Source organism: Rheinheimera mesophila (assembly GCF_000986865.1).
GTDB classification, from domain to species: Bacteria; Pseudomonadota; Gammaproteobacteria; order Enterobacterales; family Alteromonadaceae; genus Pararheinheimera; species Pararheinheimera mesophila.
This window is the reverse complement of the sequence record NZ_LAVS01000011.1, coordinates 42,547-63,120: the sequence shown is the minus strand read 5'-3', so window position 1 is coordinate 63,120 and position 20,574 is coordinate 42,547. Positions and strand designations below refer to the sequence as shown.

24 protein-coding genes are annotated in these 20,574 nt (G+C 47.9%); 5 read left to right on the top strand and 19 right to left on the bottom strand.

Going from position 1 to position 20,574, the window contains the following annotated elements:
- Window position 1 precedes the first annotated feature (1 nt).
- The 3 genes from SD53_RS06515 to SD53_RS06505 all read left to right on the top strand — a co-directional run bounded on the left by SD53_RS06515 (window position 2) and on the right by SD53_RS06505 (window position 2,568).
- A complete protein-coding gene (locus tag SD53_RS06515; RefSeq protein WP_046519424.1) occupies window positions 2-1,129 on the top strand; it encodes a serine hydrolase domain-containing protein in 1,128 nt (375 codons plus the stop codon).
- 12 nt (window positions 1,130-1,141) lie between these two features.
- A complete protein-coding gene (locus tag SD53_RS06510) occupies window positions 1,142-2,041 on the top strand; it encodes an alpha/beta hydrolase (RefSeq protein ID WP_046519423.1) in 900 nt (299 codons plus the stop codon).
- Between the two features lie 65 nt (window positions 2,042-2,106).
- A complete protein-coding gene (locus SD53_RS06505) occupies window positions 2,107-2,568 on the top strand; it encodes a DUF4920 domain-containing protein (RefSeq protein WP_241481761.1) in 462 nt (153 codons plus the stop codon).
- A 37-nt stretch (window positions 2,569-2,605) separates the two neighbouring features.
- Here the strand turns inward: SD53_RS06505 and SD53_RS06500 are convergent, their stop codons facing one another.
- The 9 genes from SD53_RS06500 to SD53_RS06460 form a co-directional block, all read right to left on the bottom strand.
- Window positions 2,606-3,304, bottom strand: a complete 699-nt coding sequence (locus SD53_RS06500; RefSeq protein WP_046519421.1) for an alpha/beta fold hydrolase — start codon at window positions 3,302-3,304, stop codon at window positions 2,606-2,608.
- A gap of 173 nt (window positions 3,305-3,477) precedes the next feature.
- Window positions 3,478-4,020, bottom strand: a complete 543-nt coding sequence (locus tag SD53_RS06495) for a DUF7010 family protein (RefSeq protein ID WP_046519420.1) — start codon at window positions 4,018-4,020, stop codon at window positions 3,478-3,480.
- An 89-nt stretch (window positions 4,021-4,109) separates the two neighbouring features.
- A complete protein-coding gene (locus SD53_RS06490; RefSeq protein WP_046519419.1) occupies window positions 4,110-4,478 on the bottom strand; it encodes a YbaN family protein in 369 nt (122 codons plus the stop codon).
- Between the two features lie 15 nt (window positions 4,479-4,493).
- Window positions 4,494-5,039 carry a hydrolase gene (locus SD53_RS06485; protein ID WP_046519418.1) on the bottom strand — a complete coding sequence of 182 codons (546 nt, stop codon included), beginning with the start codon at window positions 5,037-5,039 and terminating at the stop codon, window positions 4,494-4,496.
- Window positions 5,040-5,042: 3 nt separating this feature from the next.
- Window positions 5,043-5,900 (bottom strand): PA4780 family RIO1-like protein kinase, encoded by an 858-nt coding sequence (locus SD53_RS06480; RefSeq protein WP_046519417.1) that lies wholly within the window; start codon window positions 5,898-5,900, stop codon window positions 5,043-5,045.
- 218 nt (window positions 5,901-6,118) lie between these two features.
- A complete protein-coding gene (locus SD53_RS06475) occupies window positions 6,119-6,715 on the bottom strand; it encodes a thioredoxin family protein (protein ID WP_046519416.1) in 597 nt (198 codons plus the stop codon).
- A 16-nt stretch (window positions 6,716-6,731) separates the two neighbouring features.
- Complete coding sequence (locus tag SD53_RS06470) at window positions 6,732-8,696, bottom strand: protein-disulfide reductase DsbD family protein (RefSeq protein WP_241481760.1); 1,965 nt, start codon at window positions 8,694-8,696, stop codon at window positions 6,732-6,734.
- Window positions 8,697-8,991: 295 nt separating this feature from the next.
- Complete coding sequence (locus tag SD53_RS06465; RefSeq protein WP_106693138.1) at window positions 8,992-10,509, bottom strand: leucyl aminopeptidase; 1,518 nt, start codon at window positions 10,507-10,509, stop codon at window positions 8,992-8,994.
- Between the two features lie 181 nt (window positions 10,510-10,690).
- Window positions 10,691-11,380 carry an SDR family NAD(P)-dependent oxidoreductase gene (locus SD53_RS06460; protein WP_046519415.1) on the bottom strand — a complete coding sequence of 230 codons (690 nt, stop codon included), beginning with the start codon at window positions 11,378-11,380 and terminating at the stop codon, window positions 10,691-10,693.
- 136 nt (window positions 11,381-11,516) lie between these two features.
- Between SD53_RS06460 and SD53_RS06455 the strand changes: the two genes are divergently transcribed.
- Window positions 11,517-12,182, top strand: coding sequence for a hypothetical protein (locus SD53_RS06455; protein ID WP_046519414.1), 666 nt, complete (start codon window positions 11,517-11,519; stop codon window positions 12,180-12,182).
- A gap of 31 nt (window positions 12,183-12,213) precedes the next feature.
- Here SD53_RS06455 and SD53_RS17985 read toward each other — a convergent pair whose 3' ends face one another.
- From SD53_RS17985 to ccoG, 5 genes are all read right to left on the bottom strand, one after another.
- Entirely contained in the window at window positions 12,214-12,648 is a 435-nt protein-coding gene (locus SD53_RS17985; protein ID WP_052749284.1) for a hypothetical protein, read from the bottom strand.
- A 146-nt stretch (window positions 12,649-12,794) separates the two neighbouring features.
- Window positions 12,795-13,442, bottom strand: coding sequence for a thiol:disulfide interchange protein DsbA/DsbL (locus tag SD53_RS06445; protein ID WP_046519413.1), 648 nt, complete (start codon window positions 13,440-13,442; stop codon window positions 12,795-12,797).
- A 16-nt stretch (window positions 13,443-13,458) separates the two neighbouring features.
- Window positions 13,459-14,094, bottom strand: coding sequence for a thiol:disulfide interchange protein DsbA/DsbL (locus tag SD53_RS06440; protein ID WP_046519412.1), 636 nt, complete (start codon window positions 14,092-14,094; stop codon window positions 13,459-13,461).
- 47 nt (window positions 14,095-14,141) lie between these two features.
- Window positions 14,142-15,122 (bottom strand): serine/threonine protein kinase, encoded by a 981-nt coding sequence (locus tag SD53_RS06435; protein WP_046519411.1) that lies wholly within the window; start codon window positions 15,120-15,122, stop codon window positions 14,142-14,144.
- A gap of 79 nt (window positions 15,123-15,201) precedes the next feature.
- Entirely contained in the window at window positions 15,202-16,626 is a 1,425-nt protein-coding gene (ccoG, locus tag SD53_RS06430) for a cytochrome c oxidase accessory protein CcoG (RefSeq protein WP_082101802.1), read from the bottom strand.
- Window positions 16,627-16,986: 360 nt separating this feature from the next.
- Between ccoG and SD53_RS06425 the strand changes: the two genes are divergently transcribed.
- Window positions 16,987-17,355 carry a hypothetical protein gene (locus SD53_RS06425; protein WP_046519410.1) on the top strand — a complete coding sequence of 123 codons (369 nt, stop codon included), beginning with the start codon at window positions 16,987-16,989 and terminating at the stop codon, window positions 17,353-17,355.
- On the opposite strand, the gene SD53_RS06420 is transcribed toward SD53_RS06425, so the two are convergent.
- The 5 genes from SD53_RS06420 to SD53_RS06405 all read right to left on the bottom strand — a co-directional run bounded on the left by SD53_RS06420 (window position 17,345) and on the right by SD53_RS06405 (window position 20,360).
- Window positions 17,345-18,175 carry a hypothetical protein gene (locus tag SD53_RS06420; protein ID WP_046519409.1) on the bottom strand — a complete coding sequence of 277 codons (831 nt, stop codon included), beginning with the start codon at window positions 18,173-18,175 and terminating at the stop codon, window positions 17,345-17,347. The two genes, SD53_RS06425 and SD53_RS06420, sit on opposite strands and share 11 nt — an antisense overlap.
- 337 nt (window positions 18,176-18,512) lie before the next feature.
- Entirely contained in the window at window positions 18,513-18,821 is a 309-nt protein-coding gene (locus SD53_RS18800) for a hypothetical protein (protein ID WP_052749283.1), read from the bottom strand.
- Window positions 18,822-19,138: 317 nt separating this feature from the next.
- Complete coding sequence (locus SD53_RS18635) at window positions 19,139-19,300, bottom strand: hypothetical protein (protein WP_157850010.1); 162 nt, start codon at window positions 19,298-19,300, stop codon at window positions 19,139-19,141.
- A 499-nt stretch (window positions 19,301-19,799) separates the two neighbouring features.
- A complete protein-coding gene (locus tag SD53_RS06410) occupies window positions 19,800-20,075 on the bottom strand; it encodes a hypothetical protein (protein ID WP_125060950.1) in 276 nt (91 codons plus the stop codon).
- Between the two features lie 51 nt (window positions 20,076-20,126).
- Window positions 20,127-20,360 (bottom strand): hypothetical protein, encoded by a 234-nt coding sequence (locus SD53_RS06405; protein ID WP_046519407.1) that lies wholly within the window; start codon window positions 20,358-20,360, stop codon window positions 20,127-20,129.
- Between the last annotated feature and the right edge of the window lie 214 nt (window positions 20,361-20,574).

Below are 20,574 nucleotides of genomic sequence, written 5' to 3'. Positions count from 1 at the left end.
AATGAATTTATTGATAAAAACCACTGTGTGCAGCCTGCTGCTTTGCGCTTTTGCAACCTTAGCCCAGATCCAACAGCACGAACTGCTGCAGGGGCTGGATTTGCAGTTCAGGGTGCAGCTTAACAAAGCCAAAGTACCGGGTGGTGCTTATGCCGTAGTGCGGGGTAACCAGATTATTGCTACCGGCAGTTATGGCGTGCGCGCTATGGGTCAGCCGGGAAAAATTGATGCCGACACCGTATTTCGCCTCGCCTCAGTCTCTAAAACCTTTACCGGGGGCATCAGCGTATTGGCCGCTTTGCAGGGCAAAGTGAACTTAGACTTGCCGCTAATTAACTATGTCCCTGAATTTAAATTAAAAACTGCGGCTGTTACTCAACAGATAAAGGTGGACCAGGTATTAAGCCAAAGCACGGGTTTAATGCCTCATGCTTATGAAAACCTGCTGGAAGATAAACAAACACCGGAACAAATTCTGCCAAAATTTCAGCAACTGGCGCCTGGCTGTAAACCCGGCACCTGCTACAGCTACCAGAATATTGTGTTTGCGTTGCTGGATCAGGTGTTAAGCCGCGGCACAGGCCAAAGTTACGAAGACTTATTGCCGGAGCGCATTTTTAAACCTCTGCAGATGAGCACAGCCTCTGTGGGTTATGCGCCATTTTTAGCCACTGAAAACAAAGCTATGCCACATAAAAGAGGCGGCAAAGGCTGGCGGCCGGTCAACATAGACCCGAACTTTTATTGGGTCAATCCGGCGGCCGGTGTGAATGCCAGTGTCAGGGATATGGCCAAATACCTGATCGCTATGTTGGGCCATCAACCCGGCGTATTTAGCGCTGAAGCTTTAGCCCAATTGCAGCAACCTATGGTGAAGTTACGCGGCAAACCCCGCTGGCCGGTCTGGCAGCAGTTTAAGCAGGTGTCCAGTTGGTATGGCCGTGGCTGGCGGGTGATCCAATACGATGAACACAAACTGTTTTACCACGGCGGTGTAGTGGATGGTTTCCGGCCTTATATCGCCTATTCACCACAGCAGGATATAGGTTTAGTGCTGCTGACCAATGCTGAAGCAGATATCACAGGCGATTTAGCCAAATGGTTCTGGCAACAGGTATTAAGTTCTTAACAAGGAAAAATGATGAAGTTTTTTATCACACTACTGGCATTATTCAGCCTGAACCTGGCGGCTGACGAACAATTTCCGGCCTGGGAATTACCCAATACCCAGGTGCATCAGTTACCTGCGAAAAACACCGGCCGCCAGTACGAAGTCTGGGTGGAACTACCGCCTTCTTATGGTAAAACAGACAAAAAGTTGCCGGTACTTTTTGTGTCGGATGCCAACTACGCTTTTCCGCTGATTCGTAGTATCCGCAACCGCTTGGGCGCTGGTGGTCAAAATATTGAAGACTTTGTCATCGTGGGTTTGTCCTACGCCAAAGAAGATAACCCAACCGACAGCCGAAGTCTGGATTACACCCCTACTGATATTCTGGCGCAGGGTAAAAAACGGAGTAAACATCTGACTGCCAAAGCTTATGGTGGCGCCGCTTTGTATGCCGATTATCTGCGACAACAAGTGGTCCCTTTTGTACTGGAGCAGTATCAGGTGGACCCAAAACGCAAGCTGTTTGTCGGGCATTCTTACGGCGGCTTATTGGGCGCTCAGATCCTGCTGACTCAGCCCGATACTTTTGATACTTATATTTTAAGCAGTCCGTCTTTATGGTTTGACGATAAATTTATGTTCAAACTGGAACAGCAGTACGCGGCCAGGCACAAAGATTTGAAAGCCCAAGTACAACTTTATGCCGCCGAATTTGAACAGCAAAAATCTGGACCACGTTATGCCAAAAGAGTCAGCATACTGCACGATACCCTGTTGTTTGAGAAAACCCTGAAAAGCCGTAACTATCCTGGCCTACAAATTCAAAGCCAGATTATTGCCGACGAAGACCATTTATCAGTGTTTCCGTCGATGATAAGCCGGGCTTTGGTTAAGTTACTGCCAGGCCATGGCCCTTATACACCGGGCTGATGACAGCCCGATGTCGTCAGCGCATAATGGGTCAACTATCAGGCCCTAACACAACACAGGAAGGTATGATGAAACCTATTCGCTACGCACTACTGGCTTTGGCTGTCACAGCCTTTAGCGCTTCTGCTGTTACTTTTGGTGGTGCAGTCGATAAAACCAAACTGGTTGAGGTTGCCGACATTTTGGCAACACCACAAAGATATTTGCAGCAACAAGTAACGGTCAAAGGCAAAGTGACAGCCGTCTGCCAGAAAAAAGGCTGCTGGATGCAATTGGCGGCAGCTACTAATCAACCAACTTTTCGGATTAAAGTCAAAGACGGCGATATGGTGTTTCCGGTGAGTGCCAAAGGCAAAACCGCCTATGCCAGCGGCAGGCTCGACCCTATCGAAATGGATTTAGAATCAAGCCGTGACTATCTGGCGCATAAAGCCGAAGAGCAGGGCGAGGCTTTTGATCCGGCTAGTGTCACCAAGGCTATCACCTTGTATCAGTTGGTGCCTGTGGCTGTTGAGATTACTGATTAGACTGATAAGGGCGACCTTTCCGGTCGCCCGTAGTGCTTTATTTAATTAAATCATATTGTTTGGCTGCAGTGTCCGTTTGTAAACCAAAGTGGCCCAAGGCATAAGTGTAAGTGCCATCTTGCCCCCAGATACTGCTGCTGTGCACGCCATAGACCAAACAGGACCCGGTGGAGCAAACTATTTGGTCGATATTGCTTTTAATTGAATAGACTCTGCTACCAAAACGCACGCCATATAAGTCGTTCAAAAACGGGTTGCCCACTGACAGGCCATAAGCACCGCAGGTGCTATTGAGCACATTCCACGGATAAACGCCACAACTTAACAAACCGCGAAAAGCACCAGCCACCCCCACAAAAGCGTCCACTCTGTTGTGTACTGCCAGTTTAGTAATTTGCTGAGCGGCCAGAGTGGCCCCCATAGAATGGCCTATCACATCAATTTTACCTGTGCAGGAAGTGGCCAGAGCATGTTGGATCGCCGTGCGCACTGGCATTTCTTCGCTGCCATTGTGATCATTACAGGCCGCACAACTGCTGCCCCAGGCGGGTTGGTAAATATCAGCGGCGGTATAACCTTTAGTCAGCAACAGATTATAGGTAGTGCTCCAACTGGACGGCGTTGCTGTATTGCCATGCACCAGCACCACAGCATCCAAACAAGCCGCCTGCAGCATTGGGCTGCAGAGTAGCAACGGCAGCAACAGATTGCACAGGTACTTTGTTATTGTTTTCATAAATTTTCCTTGGTTAGTAAGCCAACTAACCATAGAAGAATGTACAAAAATTCAACATAACACTTTGGTGCAGTATGGTGGAGAGCTTTGGCAGCAATAACTTTTATTGCGACTTAGCTTCAGCCGATGCGCGGGCGGGCTTTCCGGTCGCCCGCCGGAATGATAATTCTGTATCAGCCAACATTCACTACACGGCGCTGCATTTGCACCAGGGTGATCAGATAACAAATCACAGTAACTAAAGCCGCAGCGGCTATTGAATTCAGCGGTAGCCACATAAAAGCGGCAAAAAGGCCAAAAGCACGCATTAATAAATGCTGTAAACCTAAACTGTGCTGAATAATCCAGCCGTAGAGAGGCCAATGAATAGCTAACGCCAGAGCCAGGCTATAAGGCACCAGTTTCGGCTGAACAAACAACAGGATAATATGCAAAACCCAGAGTGAGTTGGCCATAATCACCCCGGTTAACATCAGCTTACCCAGAGCATGGCCTTTCATAAAAAAGTCTTCGTTACGCCATTTTGCGAACAACAAAGCTAATGGGAAAATACAACCTGAACCAAATAACATCACTAGTAAGGCACTGTTAAAAGGTAAAACAAAACTCAGCCCCAGTACGACAGACCAAAATACAGTGCCCGCCAGAGGCATCGACATAGAGCGGTTCGTTCTTTGCTCAAAACTGTGCCGCAACTGACTTAACGTGAATTCCATCCTACACTCCTTTGTTTAAAATTATGTAAACAAACTAGTGGCTAAGCCAACAACTGTCAAATTTTAAATTGTTGATTTAAAAGGAACAATCAATTTTCTGGGCGACGCCATAACCACACAGCAACAGCACAAAGAAAAGTAGCCAGACCTAATTTAAGCCAAAAAGGAGCGCTGGATACCAGCAAGAGTACAACAGACAACGTCATCATCACAGTCGCCAGATACTTGGCGTTACGGGGCACGGCGCCCTGTTCACGCCAGCGTTTGAGCGGCGGACCAAAGCGGGGATGAGCGAATAACCAAACTTCTAAAGGGGGCCAACCTTTACCTGCCGACCAGGCAGAGACCAGCAAAAAAGGCACGGTAGGCAAACCCGGCACAACCACACCGATCAGACCCAGCAGCAAACTGAAACAGGCCAATCCACGCCAGAGGGAAAGAGTCAGCAGTTTGAACATCAGCGGCTCATCCTGTTAGCGGATCCAGCCTTTGCTGATGGTACGGAAACTGTCTGTACCCGCTCTGTCTAACCACTCAAAAGCCAGCATCTCTTTACTGATAATTTGCGCGCCAGCTTGCTGTAAACGCAGTAAAGCCAACTGACGATTTTGCTCAGTACGGGAACCTACTGCTTCTTCGACAATAAATACCTGATAACCGGCAGCTAAGGCGTCCATCGCAGTTTGCAGCACACACACATGAGTTTCGGTACCTATGATCACCAGTTGGGTTTTCCCGCTTAGTTTTATACGCTCAGCAATCAGAGGTTCACGCAAGGCACTGAAATGGATTTTTTCCATCACACCATGTTCGGGTACCAGCTCAGCCAAAGCGGGCAAAGTGACACCTAAACCTTGTGGATATTGTTCGGTAGCAAGCACTGGCACGCCAAGCTGCACAGCAATTTGTAATACCCAGGCAGCAGCTTGTTCTACCTCTTTGCCCTGATCGATAGCCGGAGCCAGTTTTTCCTGCATATCAATAAGCAAAACCAGACTATCACTTTGTTTTACCAACATTTTTTAGTCCTGTTCATTAGCCGCCTGTTGCCGTTCTTTGCGTTCCTGCATTTGAGCAAAGGCTGCGTTGATCTCGTCCAGCACTGCGCCCACGTCCGCCTTTTGTTCTGATTCGGTAAACTGACCTGTCAGTTCTGTATTTGGATTCAGATTACCAGCTTCAAACAAAGCCCAGATTTCTTTGGCATATTTGGTCGCAGCCAGTTCAGGTGCAAACTGAGCATAGTACTGGGTGATGTTATTGACATCCCGCTCCAGCATCCACTGTGCATTGTTATTGGCCGCGGCATCAACAGCTTGCGGTAAGTCGATAATGACAGGGCCTTGTGAGTCCTGCAGTACGTTAAATTCGGATAAGTCGCCATGCACTAACCCTACGGCCAACATACGTAAAATATGCTGCATCATGGTTTTGTGATCACGGCGGGCTTGTTCTGCCGTCAGTTGAATATCATTCAGACGAGGGGCCACATCACCGTCCTCATCTAAAATCAGTTCCATCAGCAAAATGCCATCAAAGCAGCCATAAGGTTGAGGCACCCGCACGCCAGCATCGGCTAATTTATACAGAGCGTCGACCTCAGCGTTTTGCCAGCTTTCTTCCGCTTGCTCACGGCCATAACTTGAGCCTTTTTCCATTGCTCTGGCCCGTCTGGAGCTACGTACTTTGCGGCCTTCCTGATACTGGGCCGCCTTTTTAAAACTGCGCTGACTGGCTTCTTTATACACTTTGGCACAGCGGATCTCGCCCCCGCAGCGAACTACGTAGACAGAGGCTTCTTTACCACTCATCAGTGGCCTGAGGACTTCATCCACCAGACCTTCGTCGATCAGTGGCTGAATGCGTTTTGGAGTTTTCATTGCGCACTTATACCTTGTTTAACGCAGGGGTAAAAGAGCTAAGCAGGATTTTTATCAGCGCAAAGAAAGAGCCGCTGCTTAAAATACGCTACACCGACCCACAGGAATTGGAGTTGCAGCGCGACAACAAGCGAACAACACCCCAGTAGCATAGCGACCTATGCAACTGGGGCGAGAGAACGCGACCGACAAAGCTGCGGCGTCAAAAACGAAGCTGGTTAGTACTTAATGCTGCAACCATAAGGTTTCGTCACCGCCGGATTGGCCGGATTACCCGCCAACACTGCAGTTAAAGCATTAGAAAAATACGGTGTGGCTTTGGCGATGTCATCCACTTTAGCAGACGGAATACTGTCGATACCGCCCATATACTGCAACACCCCTTTTTTATCAATCACATACATATGCGGTGTGGTTTTGGCGTCATAGGCTTTGCCTGTGACTCCTGTTTCGTCAAACAGCACGGCATCCGGCATCGCATTACGGCTTGAGGTCAATTCATCGGCTTTCGCGCCGGTAATGTGACCTTGCTTGCCCGGGGCTGAAGAAATCACCGTCAGCCAGACTACATCATCGCTTCCAAATTGTTTTTGCAAACTCTGCATATTGCCGCTGTAATGTTTCACCACAAAAGGACATTCGTGATTGGTCCATTCCAGTACCACAGTTTTACCGGCAAAATCAGCCAGTGAGTGGCTTTGCCCTTTACTGTCGGTCAGGGTAAAAGCAGGCGCAGCCTGACCTACTTGCGGGGCGGCAAACAAAGAGCTGGCAAAAAATAAAGCGGATAAACTTAAAGCAAGTTTGAGTTTCATGGGTGAACTCCTGTGACTATTGATTAGTAATTAAGGGTTGTTTACTGCTCAATTGCTCTAACGCCTGACGTAACGAATCCGGCGTTAAAATTTGTGGTAGCACTTCTGGCGGCTGCCCCGGCCAATACAATACGTATAAAGGCACACCATCGCGCTGAAACTGGCGTAGATAGGCACTGATGGCAGGGTCTTTATTGGTCCAGTCCCCCTTTAAATACGTCAGGTTATACAACGCCATAGCGGCTTTACTGCTGTCGGTATCCAGCGCCACCCGTTCATTGACTAAACAGGTAATACACCAGTCGGCGGTCATATTGACCAACACCGGCTTTCCATCCTGCAGCAGTTGTTTTAAGCGTTGTTCCGACCAGACTTCGGCGTGATCGGTTTTTGCTGCTTGCTGCGCTGCAGGCTGCGGATACCACAACAAGGCCAGTGCACCGGCAAATAACAGCACAGCCATCATCGCACTGGCTTTGCCTGCTTGTTGCAGTTGAAGCTGGCCCCACAACCAACAGGCCGCCGCCACGAACACCAGCCCCACCAGAGCCAAAGCCAGAGCATCTATGCCCTGCTGACGACCATAGACCCAAAGCAGCCAAACCGCGCTTAAATACAACGGATAAGCCAACCATTGTTTTAGCTTTTCCATCCAGAGTCCGGGTTTAGGCAACAGCGCCGCAAAACCCGGCCACCAGGCTAACAGCAGAAAAGGTACAGCCATACCCAAACCCAAAGCCGCAAAAATAGCCAAAGCCGCTAAGGCAGGCTGCGTGGCGGCATAGCCTAAAGCCGTGCCCATAAAAGGTGCGGTGCAAGGGCTGGCGACAACGACGGCTAATACTCCGGTAAAAAACGATCCTCTAGCGCCGGGCTTTTCTGTCAGTTGTTGGCCTGAGTTCATCAAACCCAGCCCCAACTGGACGACGCCAGACAAACTTAGCGCCAGAACAAACAGCAAGTAAGCCAGCAACCCTACAACCAGAGGGTTTTGTAACTGAAATCCCCAGCCCACAGCCTCGCCTGCGGATCGGAGCAGTAACAGCATTGCCGCTAACAGCACAAAACTCAGCACGACTCCAGCGCTGTACCACAACGCTTCCGCTTTGGTGTGTTGTGCAGACTGCTGGCCGTTGACCAGGCTCAAGGCTTTTAACGACAGTACGGGAAAGACGCAGGGCATCAGATTCAGGATCAAACCGCCGACCGCCGCCAGTCCCAACATAGCTAACCAGTCAATCAGACTAAAACTGGCCAGACTGATGGCTGATTGTTGCGGCACACTTTCATGCTGCAGTTGCAGTAATACAGGCCCAGCCGCTGTATTTAGCACCAAATCAAACTGCTCGGGCGCCTGATTAAAATACGTATTCTGCTGCTGACGTAACAACAATTCGCCGTCCACCCAGTCAATTTGTTGTGGCGCGGCGTGATCCACCAGTTCAGCAGCCGCGACAAAAAACGCAGAGACTTTTAAGTCCTCAGGCATGGGCACGGCCGCAGAAAATTGCTGATTTTGGACATCATAACGCCCGCGCAGTGGCACAGCTTTAGGCTGTTGCTGGCGGGCTTTCTCAAACAGCTTCAGATAGTCAGTCGCCAGCACCGCAGTTTGGGTCACAGGCAAGTTCAGCTCAAAACTGGCGTCAGCCGGAATACAAATCTCTTTGCACACCAGCCAGTCGACTTTGGCCTTAATCTGCAGTTGGGAACCTTCGAAATCAGCGGGAATACTGAGCTCCGATACCAGAATAGTCGGCCCTTCAAAACCGTAGTTCACCAATGGCGGCACCGAAATCGCCATAGGAGCAGGCCACTGAATAGCTCCTGCCTCGACACCGTCCGGCAAAGTCCAGTCAATACTGGTGGCTAAACCTGAATCACCAGGGTTCTGCCAGTAGGTATGCCAGTGCTCGTCCGGAATAAAATGCAATGCAAGTTTAAATCGTTGACCGGGGCGAAGATCCTGATGATCACTCACCAACTCTGCTTTTAAGTGACTGGCTTTAACCCAGCCACTGCTGTGCGCCTGAGCGGAGCCAGTGGAAAAGAGCACGAATAGAATTGAGAAAAATAGTCGCCAAAACAAAGTCATCAGATTATTTCTGTCGCTGTATGTCAGGATATTTTTAGTGTACGGCATTCACACTGCAGGGATCAGCCATCAAACGCAACTGGCTGGCTTTCTGCCTCAGCCACAGCACGCCGAGGGGTGTAGGGGCAGGTTTTGCACCCGCCCCTCTGATAGTCCAACTCAGGCTTTATTGGAAATAGCGTTAGGGTTGTTGCAAAGCCCATTCGGTCAGCAAGCGCACACCATAACCGGTCGCGCCTTTGGTGTTCACCTCTTTGTCTGCTCTGCTTAGCGCATTGCCTGCTATATCGAGGTGAGCCCATGGTGTCTCACCGGTAAATTGTTTTAAAAACCAGGCGGCGGTTGATGCACCAGTGCTGCTGCCAGTGTTTTTCAGATCGGCAATGTCGCTTTTGAGTTCGTCCGCAAATTGTGGACCCAAAGGTAAACGCCACAGCGGTTCATTCACTTTTTCACCGGCTAAGCTCAGTTGATCCACCAGTTGCTGCTGCTCTGAGAATAAACCAGCATAGTAAGTCCCGACAGCACCAACCTTGGCTCCTGTTAAAGTTGCAATATCGACCATAGCGCGCGGCTGGAATTCTTTATTGGCATACCAAAGCGCATCAGCCAGCACTAAACGGCCTTCCGCATCGGTATTGGTCACCTGAATGGTTAAACCAGCGGCTGATTTGAGCACGTCGCCAGGCAGCATGGCTTTGTCCGATATCATATTTTCAGCCATCGCCATCACAGCCACCACATTGACCGGGGCTTTTTGTAAGGCTAAGGCTTTGACTGTGCCTAACGCCGCCGCTGCACCCGCCATATCGCTGGTCATCCGGACTATAGATTCAGCATCTGTTTTCAGGTTGTAACCGCCGGTATCAAAGGTAATACCTTTACCAACAATAGCCAGCGGCTTTTGATCGCTGCCCTGCCACTGCGCCACTACTAAACGTGGCGGTCTGTTACTGCCTTTCCCTACGGCTAAAAGAGCGCCCATCCCCAGTTTTTCCATCGCAGGCACATCCAGTACCCGGACTTTTACCCCGTACTTTTCCAAAGCTTTGGCCTGTGCTGCAAAAGTTTCAGGCGTTAATGCTGCGGCAGGTTCATTCACCAGATCGCGGGCTAAAAACACCCCCTGAGTGACGGCCTGTAACTTACTGAACTGACGCTCTGCCGTTTGTTCATCTGTCACCAGAATTTCCAACTTCTTCGCTTCGCCTGCGGTTTTTTTACTGAAATAACGATCAAAGCTGTAAGAGCGCAACTCAATGCCATGCGCCAGTTGTGCAGCAAAGTCGGCATTGCCTGACGCCGGTTGCAGTGCTGCCGTATCTATAGTCACAGAACGGGCTTTGTCTTTTTTGACCCAGGCTGCAATATCTGCCCCCAGATTATTGCTGCTTGCTGCAGTCAGTTGTGCAGGCTCACCTGTGCCTAACAGCATCACTCTGTTGTAACCCGCAACTTCCGCCAGAATATCCAACTGGGCGGCTTTCTTCGCTGAAAAGCCTGTGGTTTTAATCGCGTGTTTGACCGCCTGATGCTGCAGCACTGCGGAAGAAGACTGCGCCAGTTGTTCTGGACTGACCAGAAGTACCAGAGTATCCGCATCAAGCTCTGCTTTTTGATTCATTTCAATGGAAGGGACTGCGGCAACGGCTGAATAAGACAACAGCACAGTGGCCAGACTGGTCATAAGTGTTTTCATGGGGATTTTCCTTTTTATTGTAGTGCAGCCAAGAGTGGCTAAAGCCAGCATGAACAACAAGCTCAATCTGGTTAAATTGAAGAATTTAAGCGACCAAATCCGTTTGAATGCCCAGGCTCAGAATAGAGGCGAATAAAGCGCCGCAACACGACTGGCTTTGACCTAAACAAACGGCTGCCAGCTACCAATCCAATTGAACTTTGTTACGGAAAAACGCACCTGTTGGACCATCCTCAGCCAAAGTAGCCAGCCAAACCGGAGTTTCTGCACCTCGCTCGGGACTCAAATCTGCTGCGTCACCGCCCATTCGGGTACGAACCCAGCCAGGGCAGGCCGCGTTGACTTTCACCTCAGGCATTAGCTCGCGCGCACAACTAACAGTCACCGCATTCAGTGCAGCCTTACTGATGGCATAACAGGCCGGGCCTTCCAGGCCTTCAGAGAAATTTCCCCAACTGGATGACACATTTACAATACGGCCATAACCCCGCTGTTTCATCAAATGACCAAATACCTTGCAGAGCATAAAAGGGGCCACGGTGTTGACCGATAAACTATGCAACAAGTCCTCAGCCTGAGTTTGCTGTAGCTCAGTAGAGTGCAATACTCCCGCGTTGTTAATTAACACGTCAACAGGGCCGTATTGCCGCTCAATCTGCAGTGCTTTTTGCTCCAGCAGCAAAGGATCGGTTAAATCAAGCCGAAGTGCGGTACCACCGCCAAGCAGAGCCACAGCTTCTTCCGCATCTTTTTGCTGACGGGCTGCCAGCAATACCCGAAGATCACCCCGGGCAAGCAGTAGTTTGGCGATAGCTAAACCTATGCCGCGGTTTGCTCCGGTGATCAATGCAGTTTTTTGTCGCTGTGCCATATATCCGCTCCTGGATCTGTGGATTGAACTTAGTTTTTAGCCTTTTCAAACGAAATAGTGATGACTGAAGTACAAAATTACCTAAACTAAGCAACATGACTCATTGAAGCTCCTACCCAAGCGAGGAAAACTTCTGATGTACAGCATCAGCTTACTGCAAAAAATAGCAGTGTCGTTCCTGTTCTGGCTATTTTGCAGTGCTATTGCGACGACTGCAATGGCGTGCGAGTTTGATACAGAGCTTGAGCGCTCTTGTGCGCAAGAGCTGGAAGAAGAATTGCTCACTCAGGTTCCTTTTCAGGTGCAGCGCAACAGTAACTTCCTGCATTTGCAAACCAAAGCCGGTGCTTTAGCTTTTCCTATTTTTCATGAAAAAACAGATGAGGACACACAGCCTTATCTGGTGGCCTATTTGCAGGCTGTACAACTTGCAGTGGTCTGGGTGTTTGAATACAGGGGCCGCAGCGTTTATCTGGTGAATACCCAGACCGGCTTACAAACTCAGATCAATGGCTTCCCGCTGTTGTCGCCAGACAATCAACGTTTGCTGGTGTATTCCGAAGCGCACTCCGATAAAGAAAATGCCAATCTGGTGGTTATTTACCGGATCCGTCATCATAAACTCTATGCCGAGCTGGTGTTAAGTGGCGATGACAACAGAATACAACCCTGGAATCCACTGGATGTGCGTTGGGTCAGCCCGGAAAAAGTCGAATTTACCAGGCTGCACTACCACAATGGAGAGGAAGAACAAAAACGACAGAGTCTGCAATTGCAGCAGGGCAAGTGGTTTTTACTTTGAAGTCGCCTGTCTGCTCAGCCAGACAGCACAGCTAATGCAGATAACTCCCTCTTTGTACAACACGGGATAGTTGCCATTGCTTATATCTTGTACAGGCCGCCTGATATTCGGCTCTGAGTTTGGCGGACTCTTGCAGCACCGCAATACTGGCCGGATGATCAGCATCCAAACGCTGTAGCATCTGCTCAAACCAATTTAAACCATGCCTTAATGTGCTCTGACAACGGCGCCAGCGTTGCTGTTGTGCATAAGTTTCAGCCAGATTCTGAATGGAAACAGATAAACAAAAGGTAGGTAACGACGCCTCCTCACGACTCAGCTCAGGCGGACAACCCACAAAAGCACAGTGGTACCAAACAGGCCAGACATCAGAAATGGCCTGACGATATAAATGTTCTGCCGCGCTTAGATGGCGTTCAATAAAGGCCTGATTGCCTTGAGCAATAATTTGTTGCCAGTGTTGCATCGCGCTGTTCCAATTGAGAATAGATACTATCTAGACTAGTTTAGTTGAGAATAGTTCGCAATAAATCGGGCGAAATGACTAAAAGAAAAAACCGGCCTGTTTCCACAAGGCCGGTTTTGTTGCTGGCTGGAGCAATCACAGACTGCTTAGGTTTTTTTCGCCAGTAAAAAAGCGACCAGTGCATCTAAATCCTGCTGGAAATTTTGTTGGCTTAAACCAGAAAACTTCACCAGATATTTGCCGTTCACCAGTAAGGTCGGCACACCTCTGAGGACTTTGGCTTCAGAATAATGGTCCTGACTCTTTTTCATCGCAGCGACTTCATCGTTCACAGCCTGACTGACCATACCTGAATCAAACAGCATAGCAGGAATATCATTTGCAATTAGCAAGTTGCGAATATCCTGCTCGTTGCTGAAACTGGCACGCTGCGTATGCAAATAATCAAAAATTACATCAGCAATGCGATCGCCCTGACCGGCATTTTTTGCCACCACATAGGCTTTAGCGAGCGACTGCTGTAACTCAGGCGGAGCAACCTGCAAAAAGTCGACGTGATGTTTAGTCAGGCTGACCCCTTTAGGCAAACTCTTATTCAGCGCCTGAGCAAAAGGCTCAAAAGCTTTACAATGGGGACAGTAAAACGAGAAGAACTCCAGAACTTCAGGTTGAGCCGTTGCTTGTTCTGCCACGACCTCGTAATGCACACCCTCTTGATACTGCACCGATGCCGCCGCAGAGGCAAAAGCCATGGCGGGAGCAAAGACCAGCGCAACCAGTAATTTTTTCAACATAAAAGGCGCCTTTTTATTAAGATTGAGTCAGTAAGAAATTAACGAGCTGTTTAAACTCTTCATCCTGATTCTCACGGCTCAGACCCTGATTCAGAATTTTATATTTGCCATTGACGATAAAAGTCGGTACACCAGTTAATACACGGCGGGAAGACAAAGCATCCTGCTCTTTTTTCATTTGTTTAGCACCACCAGCTACAGTAAAGCTTTTGATGGCTTTATCGTAAGTGTCTGCGTCTATGCCCTGAGCCACAGCCACAGCTTTGATATCGTCGTCGTTGGCAAAAGTTTTGCGGTCGACATGAATGTGATTAAAAAACGCGCTGGCAACCTGATCGCCTTTCCCCAGATTTTTTGCGACCAGATAAGCTTTGGCTAAAGTCGCCTGAATTTCTGGTGAAGCGTGCTGTAAAAAGTCGACATGCACTTTTTTCAGTTCAATACCCGCAGGTAATTGCTTGGCTAACGCCTGAACCTTGGGTTCATAACCAAAACAGGCTGGGCAATAAAACGAGAAAAACTCTTTCACTTCAGGTTTGGTGGTAGCTTGCTCTGAAATCACTTCATAGTGTTTACCTTCCTCAAACTGAGCGGCAAAAACGGCTACAGGTAATAACAATGCACCTACTAACAACGCTGTTAACTTTTTCATTATTCGAATGTTCCTTGGAATAAAACTGTCACTACTCTAACAAAAACTTACCACTGCGGCATCAAAGAAAGTGGGCTCTGGTCACAGAATTTAAGCTGTTCATCCAGCGCCTTGAGTTGTTGCTGCCAGTATTGGTCTGTACTGAACCATGGAAAGTTCTGCGGGAAAGCCGGATCGCTCCACCTTTTTGCTATCCAGGCCATGTAGGACACTATACGCATAGCCCGCAGGGGTTCGATCAGCCGCAGCTCTTTATGATCAAAGTCGCAGTACTGTTCATACTCTTCCAATAACAACGACAACTGATAAGTTTGTTCCGCCCTGTCGCCATTGAGCAATAACCACAAATCCTGCACTGCAGGGCCATTGCGACTGTCATCAAAGTCCAGCAACAAAGGCCTGTCGTCGTGCCAGAGCAAATTGCCGATATGGCAATCGCCATGCACCCTGCGGATTTTTTCTGGCTGATACAAAGGACCGACTTTATCGCCTAATTGTTGCATCATGGCCTGATAATGTTTTTCCAATGAAGGTGGAATAAGGCCCGATTGCAACAAGCTGTGCTGGCTGTCGAGTAAAAAAGTCTGGTGGTTGATGGTCGGTCTGTGCACGAAAGGCCGGGCCGCGCCGACCTGATGCAACATGCCTAAAAAGCGTCCCAGTTGCAGCAGTTGATTTTCGTTGTCCGGTTCTAAAGTGCGGCCACCACGGCTTGGAAAAACCGATAAATAAAAGCCGCCATAAGACAACACCTGCTGGCCATCGCGTGCAACAGCTTCAGCCACCGGTACTTCAATCTCCGCCAGTTCACGGACAAACTGATGTTCTTCGTTCAGTTGCTCTAAACTCCAGCGCTCTGGCCGGTAGAACTTTACCACCCAGCTTTTACGATCGTCATCTCTGAACTGGCAAACGCGGTTTTCAAAGCTGTTGAGTTGTAATAAACCCGAACTGACATCAAAGCCATAATGAAACAGGGCATCCAGCATTAAATCCGGACTTAAGGTAGAAAAATCAAAAGTGCTCATGAAATTCCGTTTGGTAATAGCTGCTGGTTAGCCTAAAAAATAGGGAGCCGAAGCTCCCTAGTCTAACGCTTTTACCGCTTTAGCGGGCGGAAAAGAACTTGCTGCCCTGAGTTAAACGAACATCAGGCTCGTCACTGTCCTGCAACACAAATTCAATTTCCAGCACAGGCCTTTTTGCATCCACAGGATCCAGCGATAAGCTGATTGGCAGGTTGGCGGTTTCGCCACCTTTGACGGTCAGCTCTTTCTCGCCAATCCACTGTGCATCATCCAACCCCTCAACCGACAGCCGATAGGTTTGCTCCAACTGCGACTTGTTAATGACTTTTAAGGTGTAGGTATTTTCAATTAAACCTTCGTCGGTTTCACGGAACAAAGCCCCTCGGTCACGCACTATGTCCATCACCACAGGTTTGCGCACCACTAAGGTCCAGGCAAAGGCAGCACAAACTGCGACCAGCACCATAAAGTAGCCGACTAATTTGCCACGGATCACTTTAGTGGTTTTGCCCTCCAGGCTATGTTCTGTGGTGTAGCTGATTAAGCCTTTGGCGTAGCCCATTTTATCCATGGTGTCGTCACAAGCGTCGATACAGGCACCACAGTTAATGCACTCGTACTGCAGACCGTTACGAATATCGATACCAGTAGGGCAGACATGCACACATAAATTACAGTCGATACAATCGCCTAAACCTTTGGCTTTGTAGTCGGTGTCTTTACGGGCACGTGGACCACGGTTTTCACCACGTTTGGCATCGTAGGTGACGGTAAAAGTGTCTTTATCGAACATAGCGGATTGGAAACGGGCATAAGGGCAAATGTGAGTACACATAATTTCGCGCATCCAGCCGGCATTGCCATAAGTACAGAAAGCAAAAAACCACACCGACACCGCAGCCCAGAAGCTGGTTTCAAAAGTAAAGAACTGAATAAAGAGCTGATCGACAGGGGTAAAGTAGCCGACAAAAATCAGCGCTGTAAGCACAGAAAATGCCAGCCAGCTAAAATGAGTCAGGCCTTTTCTCCATAGCTTGTTGAAGCTCCAGGGTTCCTGATCCAGCTTCATTCGCTGATTGCGGGTACCCTGAAATTTCTCTTCAAACCACATAAAAATAAAAGTCCAGACGGTTTGCGGGCATAAATAACCACACCAGACCCGGCCATAAAAGGTAGTGACAAAAAACAACGCAAATGCGGCGATGACAAAAATCCAGGCCAGAATGGTGAAATCCTGCGGCCATAAGGTCAAACCGAAAATATAAAATCTCTGCTCCACAATATCGAGCAAAATGGCCTGCTGGCCGTTAAATTGAAGCCAGGGCAGCAGCATAAAGGCCGCCATAAAGACAAAACCTATATTGCGCCTTAATGTCTGATGTAACCCCTTAACCGCCCGCACATAGATGCGATCTCTTGGATTGTACTTTGCTTTCTTGTCCGGATCGGGTTTGTACACCTCAACCGGAATATTTTTAATATCTATCTTATTATCCACGCCCATACCTCGTGCTGCTCTCTGATCATCAGTGTAGCAGGCTGTTTAGTGCAGCTTGTTGATACAGGACAAACCATACCTTGGTCTGGCAAATGATCCGCCTCTTAACTGTCTGCTGCAGCTAAAAGGCTGGGTAAGGCGGCTGGTCCTGGCTGCTTTGTATTATCACCGAAAGAACTGTCTGCAATAATTGAACCAAAGGCCTATAGTATATAACACTCTGATCCATATTGAATTTTAATCTTAGGCTCAGTTTTGCTCTGTCAACATCGTTGACACTCAAGCCTATTCTGGTTGCCTGGTTGACAGTGGCAAGCTGGCTGCACTGTGTTATAACCAATCAAGTGAAAGATGGGGTAACAGGTTATGCGCAAATTTTTACTGTTGTGTTTGCTTCTTGTCGGTGCCCTGACATTTTATGATCATCCGCGGGTGCTGCCGTATTCCGAGCCTGTATTGGATTGGCTGGCCGAACATGTTTCACTACCGGGCGCTCAATCTGATTCAGTGGTCAGCCGCAAAATTCAGAAAGCTTTTTATGCGATAGGTCAGGATTATGGCGAAGGCCAACAGCAAGCCTTAGCCAAAGCAGCCCAGGATATCCACAGCCTGCTGCAATTTCGCCGTGATTACTGCCAAAACGGTGATTTTCACCCGGCCTTGTTTGGCGAAGCCATGCAAAGAGCCTGTGCTGTATTAGAGCAGTATCCGAAGTTGGAAGAATTTAGTCAGTAATAGCTGGATTAAGCTCAGGCTTTTGCTGACACCAACTCAGTATCTGCTGTAAATCTGGATGATGTTTTGTCACTTGCAAAGCGCCAGCCAATTGATTTAACTCGTTATGCAGCAAGCGGGCACCTAATTCTGTTGCATTCTCTACCCCTGATTTTTTCTGCATCAGCCGCAGTTCTTTGGCTGTAAATTCGCTGGGGTACAAAGGATCCAGGCTCTGAAAGCCCGGATTACTGATCAATGCGCAATACGCGCCCCGACTGGCCCAGTATTCATGCTGAACCTGGTTCAGTTGCGCAAAATCCAAACCATGCCGCAGCATCAGCCAGTGCATCAGCTCATGCACTGAGTGACTGTAAAACTCAGCTAATTGCTCAGTCGCCTGCTGACAAGTACGCAGTGAATAAAATAAAGCCAGTTGATCACTGTCTGGGGCCAGTCGCTCTTTGTAATTGAAACTCTCATTCAGCGAGAGATAAAGCTGCAGGCGTTGCGGCTGGCCATAACTAAAACCGGCACTGCGACCTAACGCCTTAAAATGAGTGACTAACGCCTTTGTCTCCTCAACAGAACAAAGTTGCTGCGGATCTTTCAGCCAAAGCTCCAACTGCAGTTCAGCCAATGTACTGCTGGCAATAGGCTGATACTGGTGTTTATCCGCCGTTTTAGTGGTTATTTCAACAGCCTGCGCCTGCTGTGCATAGGAGTGAATAATAAAACTTTCGTCGTCCGGCTCAATTATCACCCCATAACGGTAATCACCGTCCGCCATTGAACTGCAACCTGCCAGCAACACAACCACCCAACCCCACAGCACTTTCATCTGACTTTATCCCTTTGTTTATTTATGGTTATCCATTCCCGGTCAATCAGGCATAGGGCCACTTTTGTACAATTTAACTGTATGCCATGCAAGTAGGGCTAGTACTAAATAACTAAATCGACGGTTGCGAGTAATCCTTTGATGCAGCGCATGCCGGAGTTTTTCTACTTTGTTATGCCACGGGCGATAGACAAGTAAAAACAACAGTTTGAACTTCGGGTTTTCAGCCAGCTACTTTTGCGTTTTCTTAATCTTGTGAATGATGTAATTGTCCACAATAAAGGTCACGCTTTTCGCACGCCTGTACTGACCTTTGGCCTGGTTTCACCACTTTACGCTACAGGCCTTTTAGGCTCCATTCAGCGCCAATCCTCGGGTTCAGGTGGATATCCGCTTCATCTTCATAAAATACCGGATGGTCAGAACTGCTGTCGTCCAGCGCTTCACACATCGCCGCTAACTTCGCATCTTTGTCCTGGTCTCGTATGGTTAGGGTCGGGGCGGCCCGACGCCAGATCATACCCAGCTTTGGCAACCAACGTCTGATGGTGGAACTATGCGGCTTGATGCTACACGGCTTTCTGAGCAGCAACGCGAACAACTCAGTACTCCAGCGTGAGCGCTGATAATCCAAGGTTCGCGGCATTTACTCCAATGACAGTCTCAATACCTTACAGATAAAGGCTTTAGGCTGGCGGACTGGCCTACCAACTCCTTTTGTTTCCAAGCCATCAACACTGGCGACTTCAGATTTAGTGGCACCTTTTAACATCAGCAGAACCGCATTGGCTCTGCGGCATAGGTCTTTATCTCTGGTTCTATGAATGACTTTCTTCAAACGATGGGTTTCAGCCTACAAGTGATCTACTAATTGGAACAGTTATTTACACGAATAAGCTCAGTGAGTTTATATCTATAAGCGGGTGTCTTCCTTTCACACCCCATTTTATAGATCTGCTTTTGTCATTTATCGAGCAGGACATAAGTCACCAATGCCAGCACCAGCATGCTCATCCCGGTAAATAAAGGAAAACAATCAAAAAATAAATCAATTGAGAGGCCAACAAATCCGCCCAGTACAGTGAACTTATGCAGAATTGAATAATTTTTTATTCCTTTAAACATAGAACATCCTTGATTCAAAGCCTTCTCACCGCTGAATATACAATCTCACGGGTTACGACTATATTTTAAATTAATACATCGGCTAAAACATTTAGCCAAATAATTGTTGAATCATAATCTGAAGACAAACACCAAGTGCGATACCCAAACTGGCGCCAAAAATTACACTACGCCTACAAAGGGTGAGTTTTCTTTTCCAACACATAATATCTCCCTGTGTCTAAATAACTAACAAATACAGGCCTTGGGCTTCGTAATTGGCCTGCCCACTCATTTTGTATTCAACTCAAGCAGAGCAGCATCGGCTTTTTGTATAGATATTTATCTCTAGTTTAATGAATAACTTTTTAAAACTACGAGCCTTATCGCCATGGAAAAATATCATTTCGCATATACTCAAAGCGGTTTAATGATACATCGGAGCATTAGCACCGAATCGAATTTCCACCTACCAGCGATCTATTAATCGAAACTGTCATTTAGTGTCTTTGATTCGTGGTCAGCGACTTACATAATGAGATAGCCAAACCGTTAAAAACACTAGCGGTAAAGCAACAAACAAACTCAATACTAAATTAAAAGAAAATACTCTCAAATTACCAAAAAAACCTAGACCATTGTTTTTTTCAAAGAAAAAAATCATGCTAATGATGACAAATGTGGCTGTACCCATTGTGATCTGGGCGGATAGGTTACCTGGAAGAATAAATAAAAAAGAAAATAATATAGCTATTGATAAAACCATAGTAACGGTATGTTTCTTACTCCAGATCATACAATACCTCCCAAAGGATAATCGGAGGGCATAGCCCTCCGATACAAAGTGTTATTTGCCAATTTCGTAAGCGATAAAACCGACTACACCACCTAAAAGAGCTCCGCCCAAGAAACCAGCAACCCCAAAGATTGCACCAGCTCTCGCTCCGTAACCTGCACCGCGCGCAGCTGCCGCCGCATAACCTCCAGCACCAAGACCTGTAGCTATAGCACCGCCAGCTACTGCGTCACCACGATCGCCACCACTGATATAAGCCACTTGCTCAAATGTTAACTCTTTCATGATATGTCTCCTTGAGTTAAGTAAAGTCTGAAAAACAAGCTTTTGACAAACCAAAACAATCTCGTTTTGGCTCCTTATCTGCGCTGTTTCACTCATGTCCGACGACAATAAACCCACACAAGAACGAGCGCGGATCCAATGCGCACCAAAACTTATAGTTAACTTTAATTTAAATATAAATTAACAAAAAGAAATGGCAAGCCAAAGATCACGA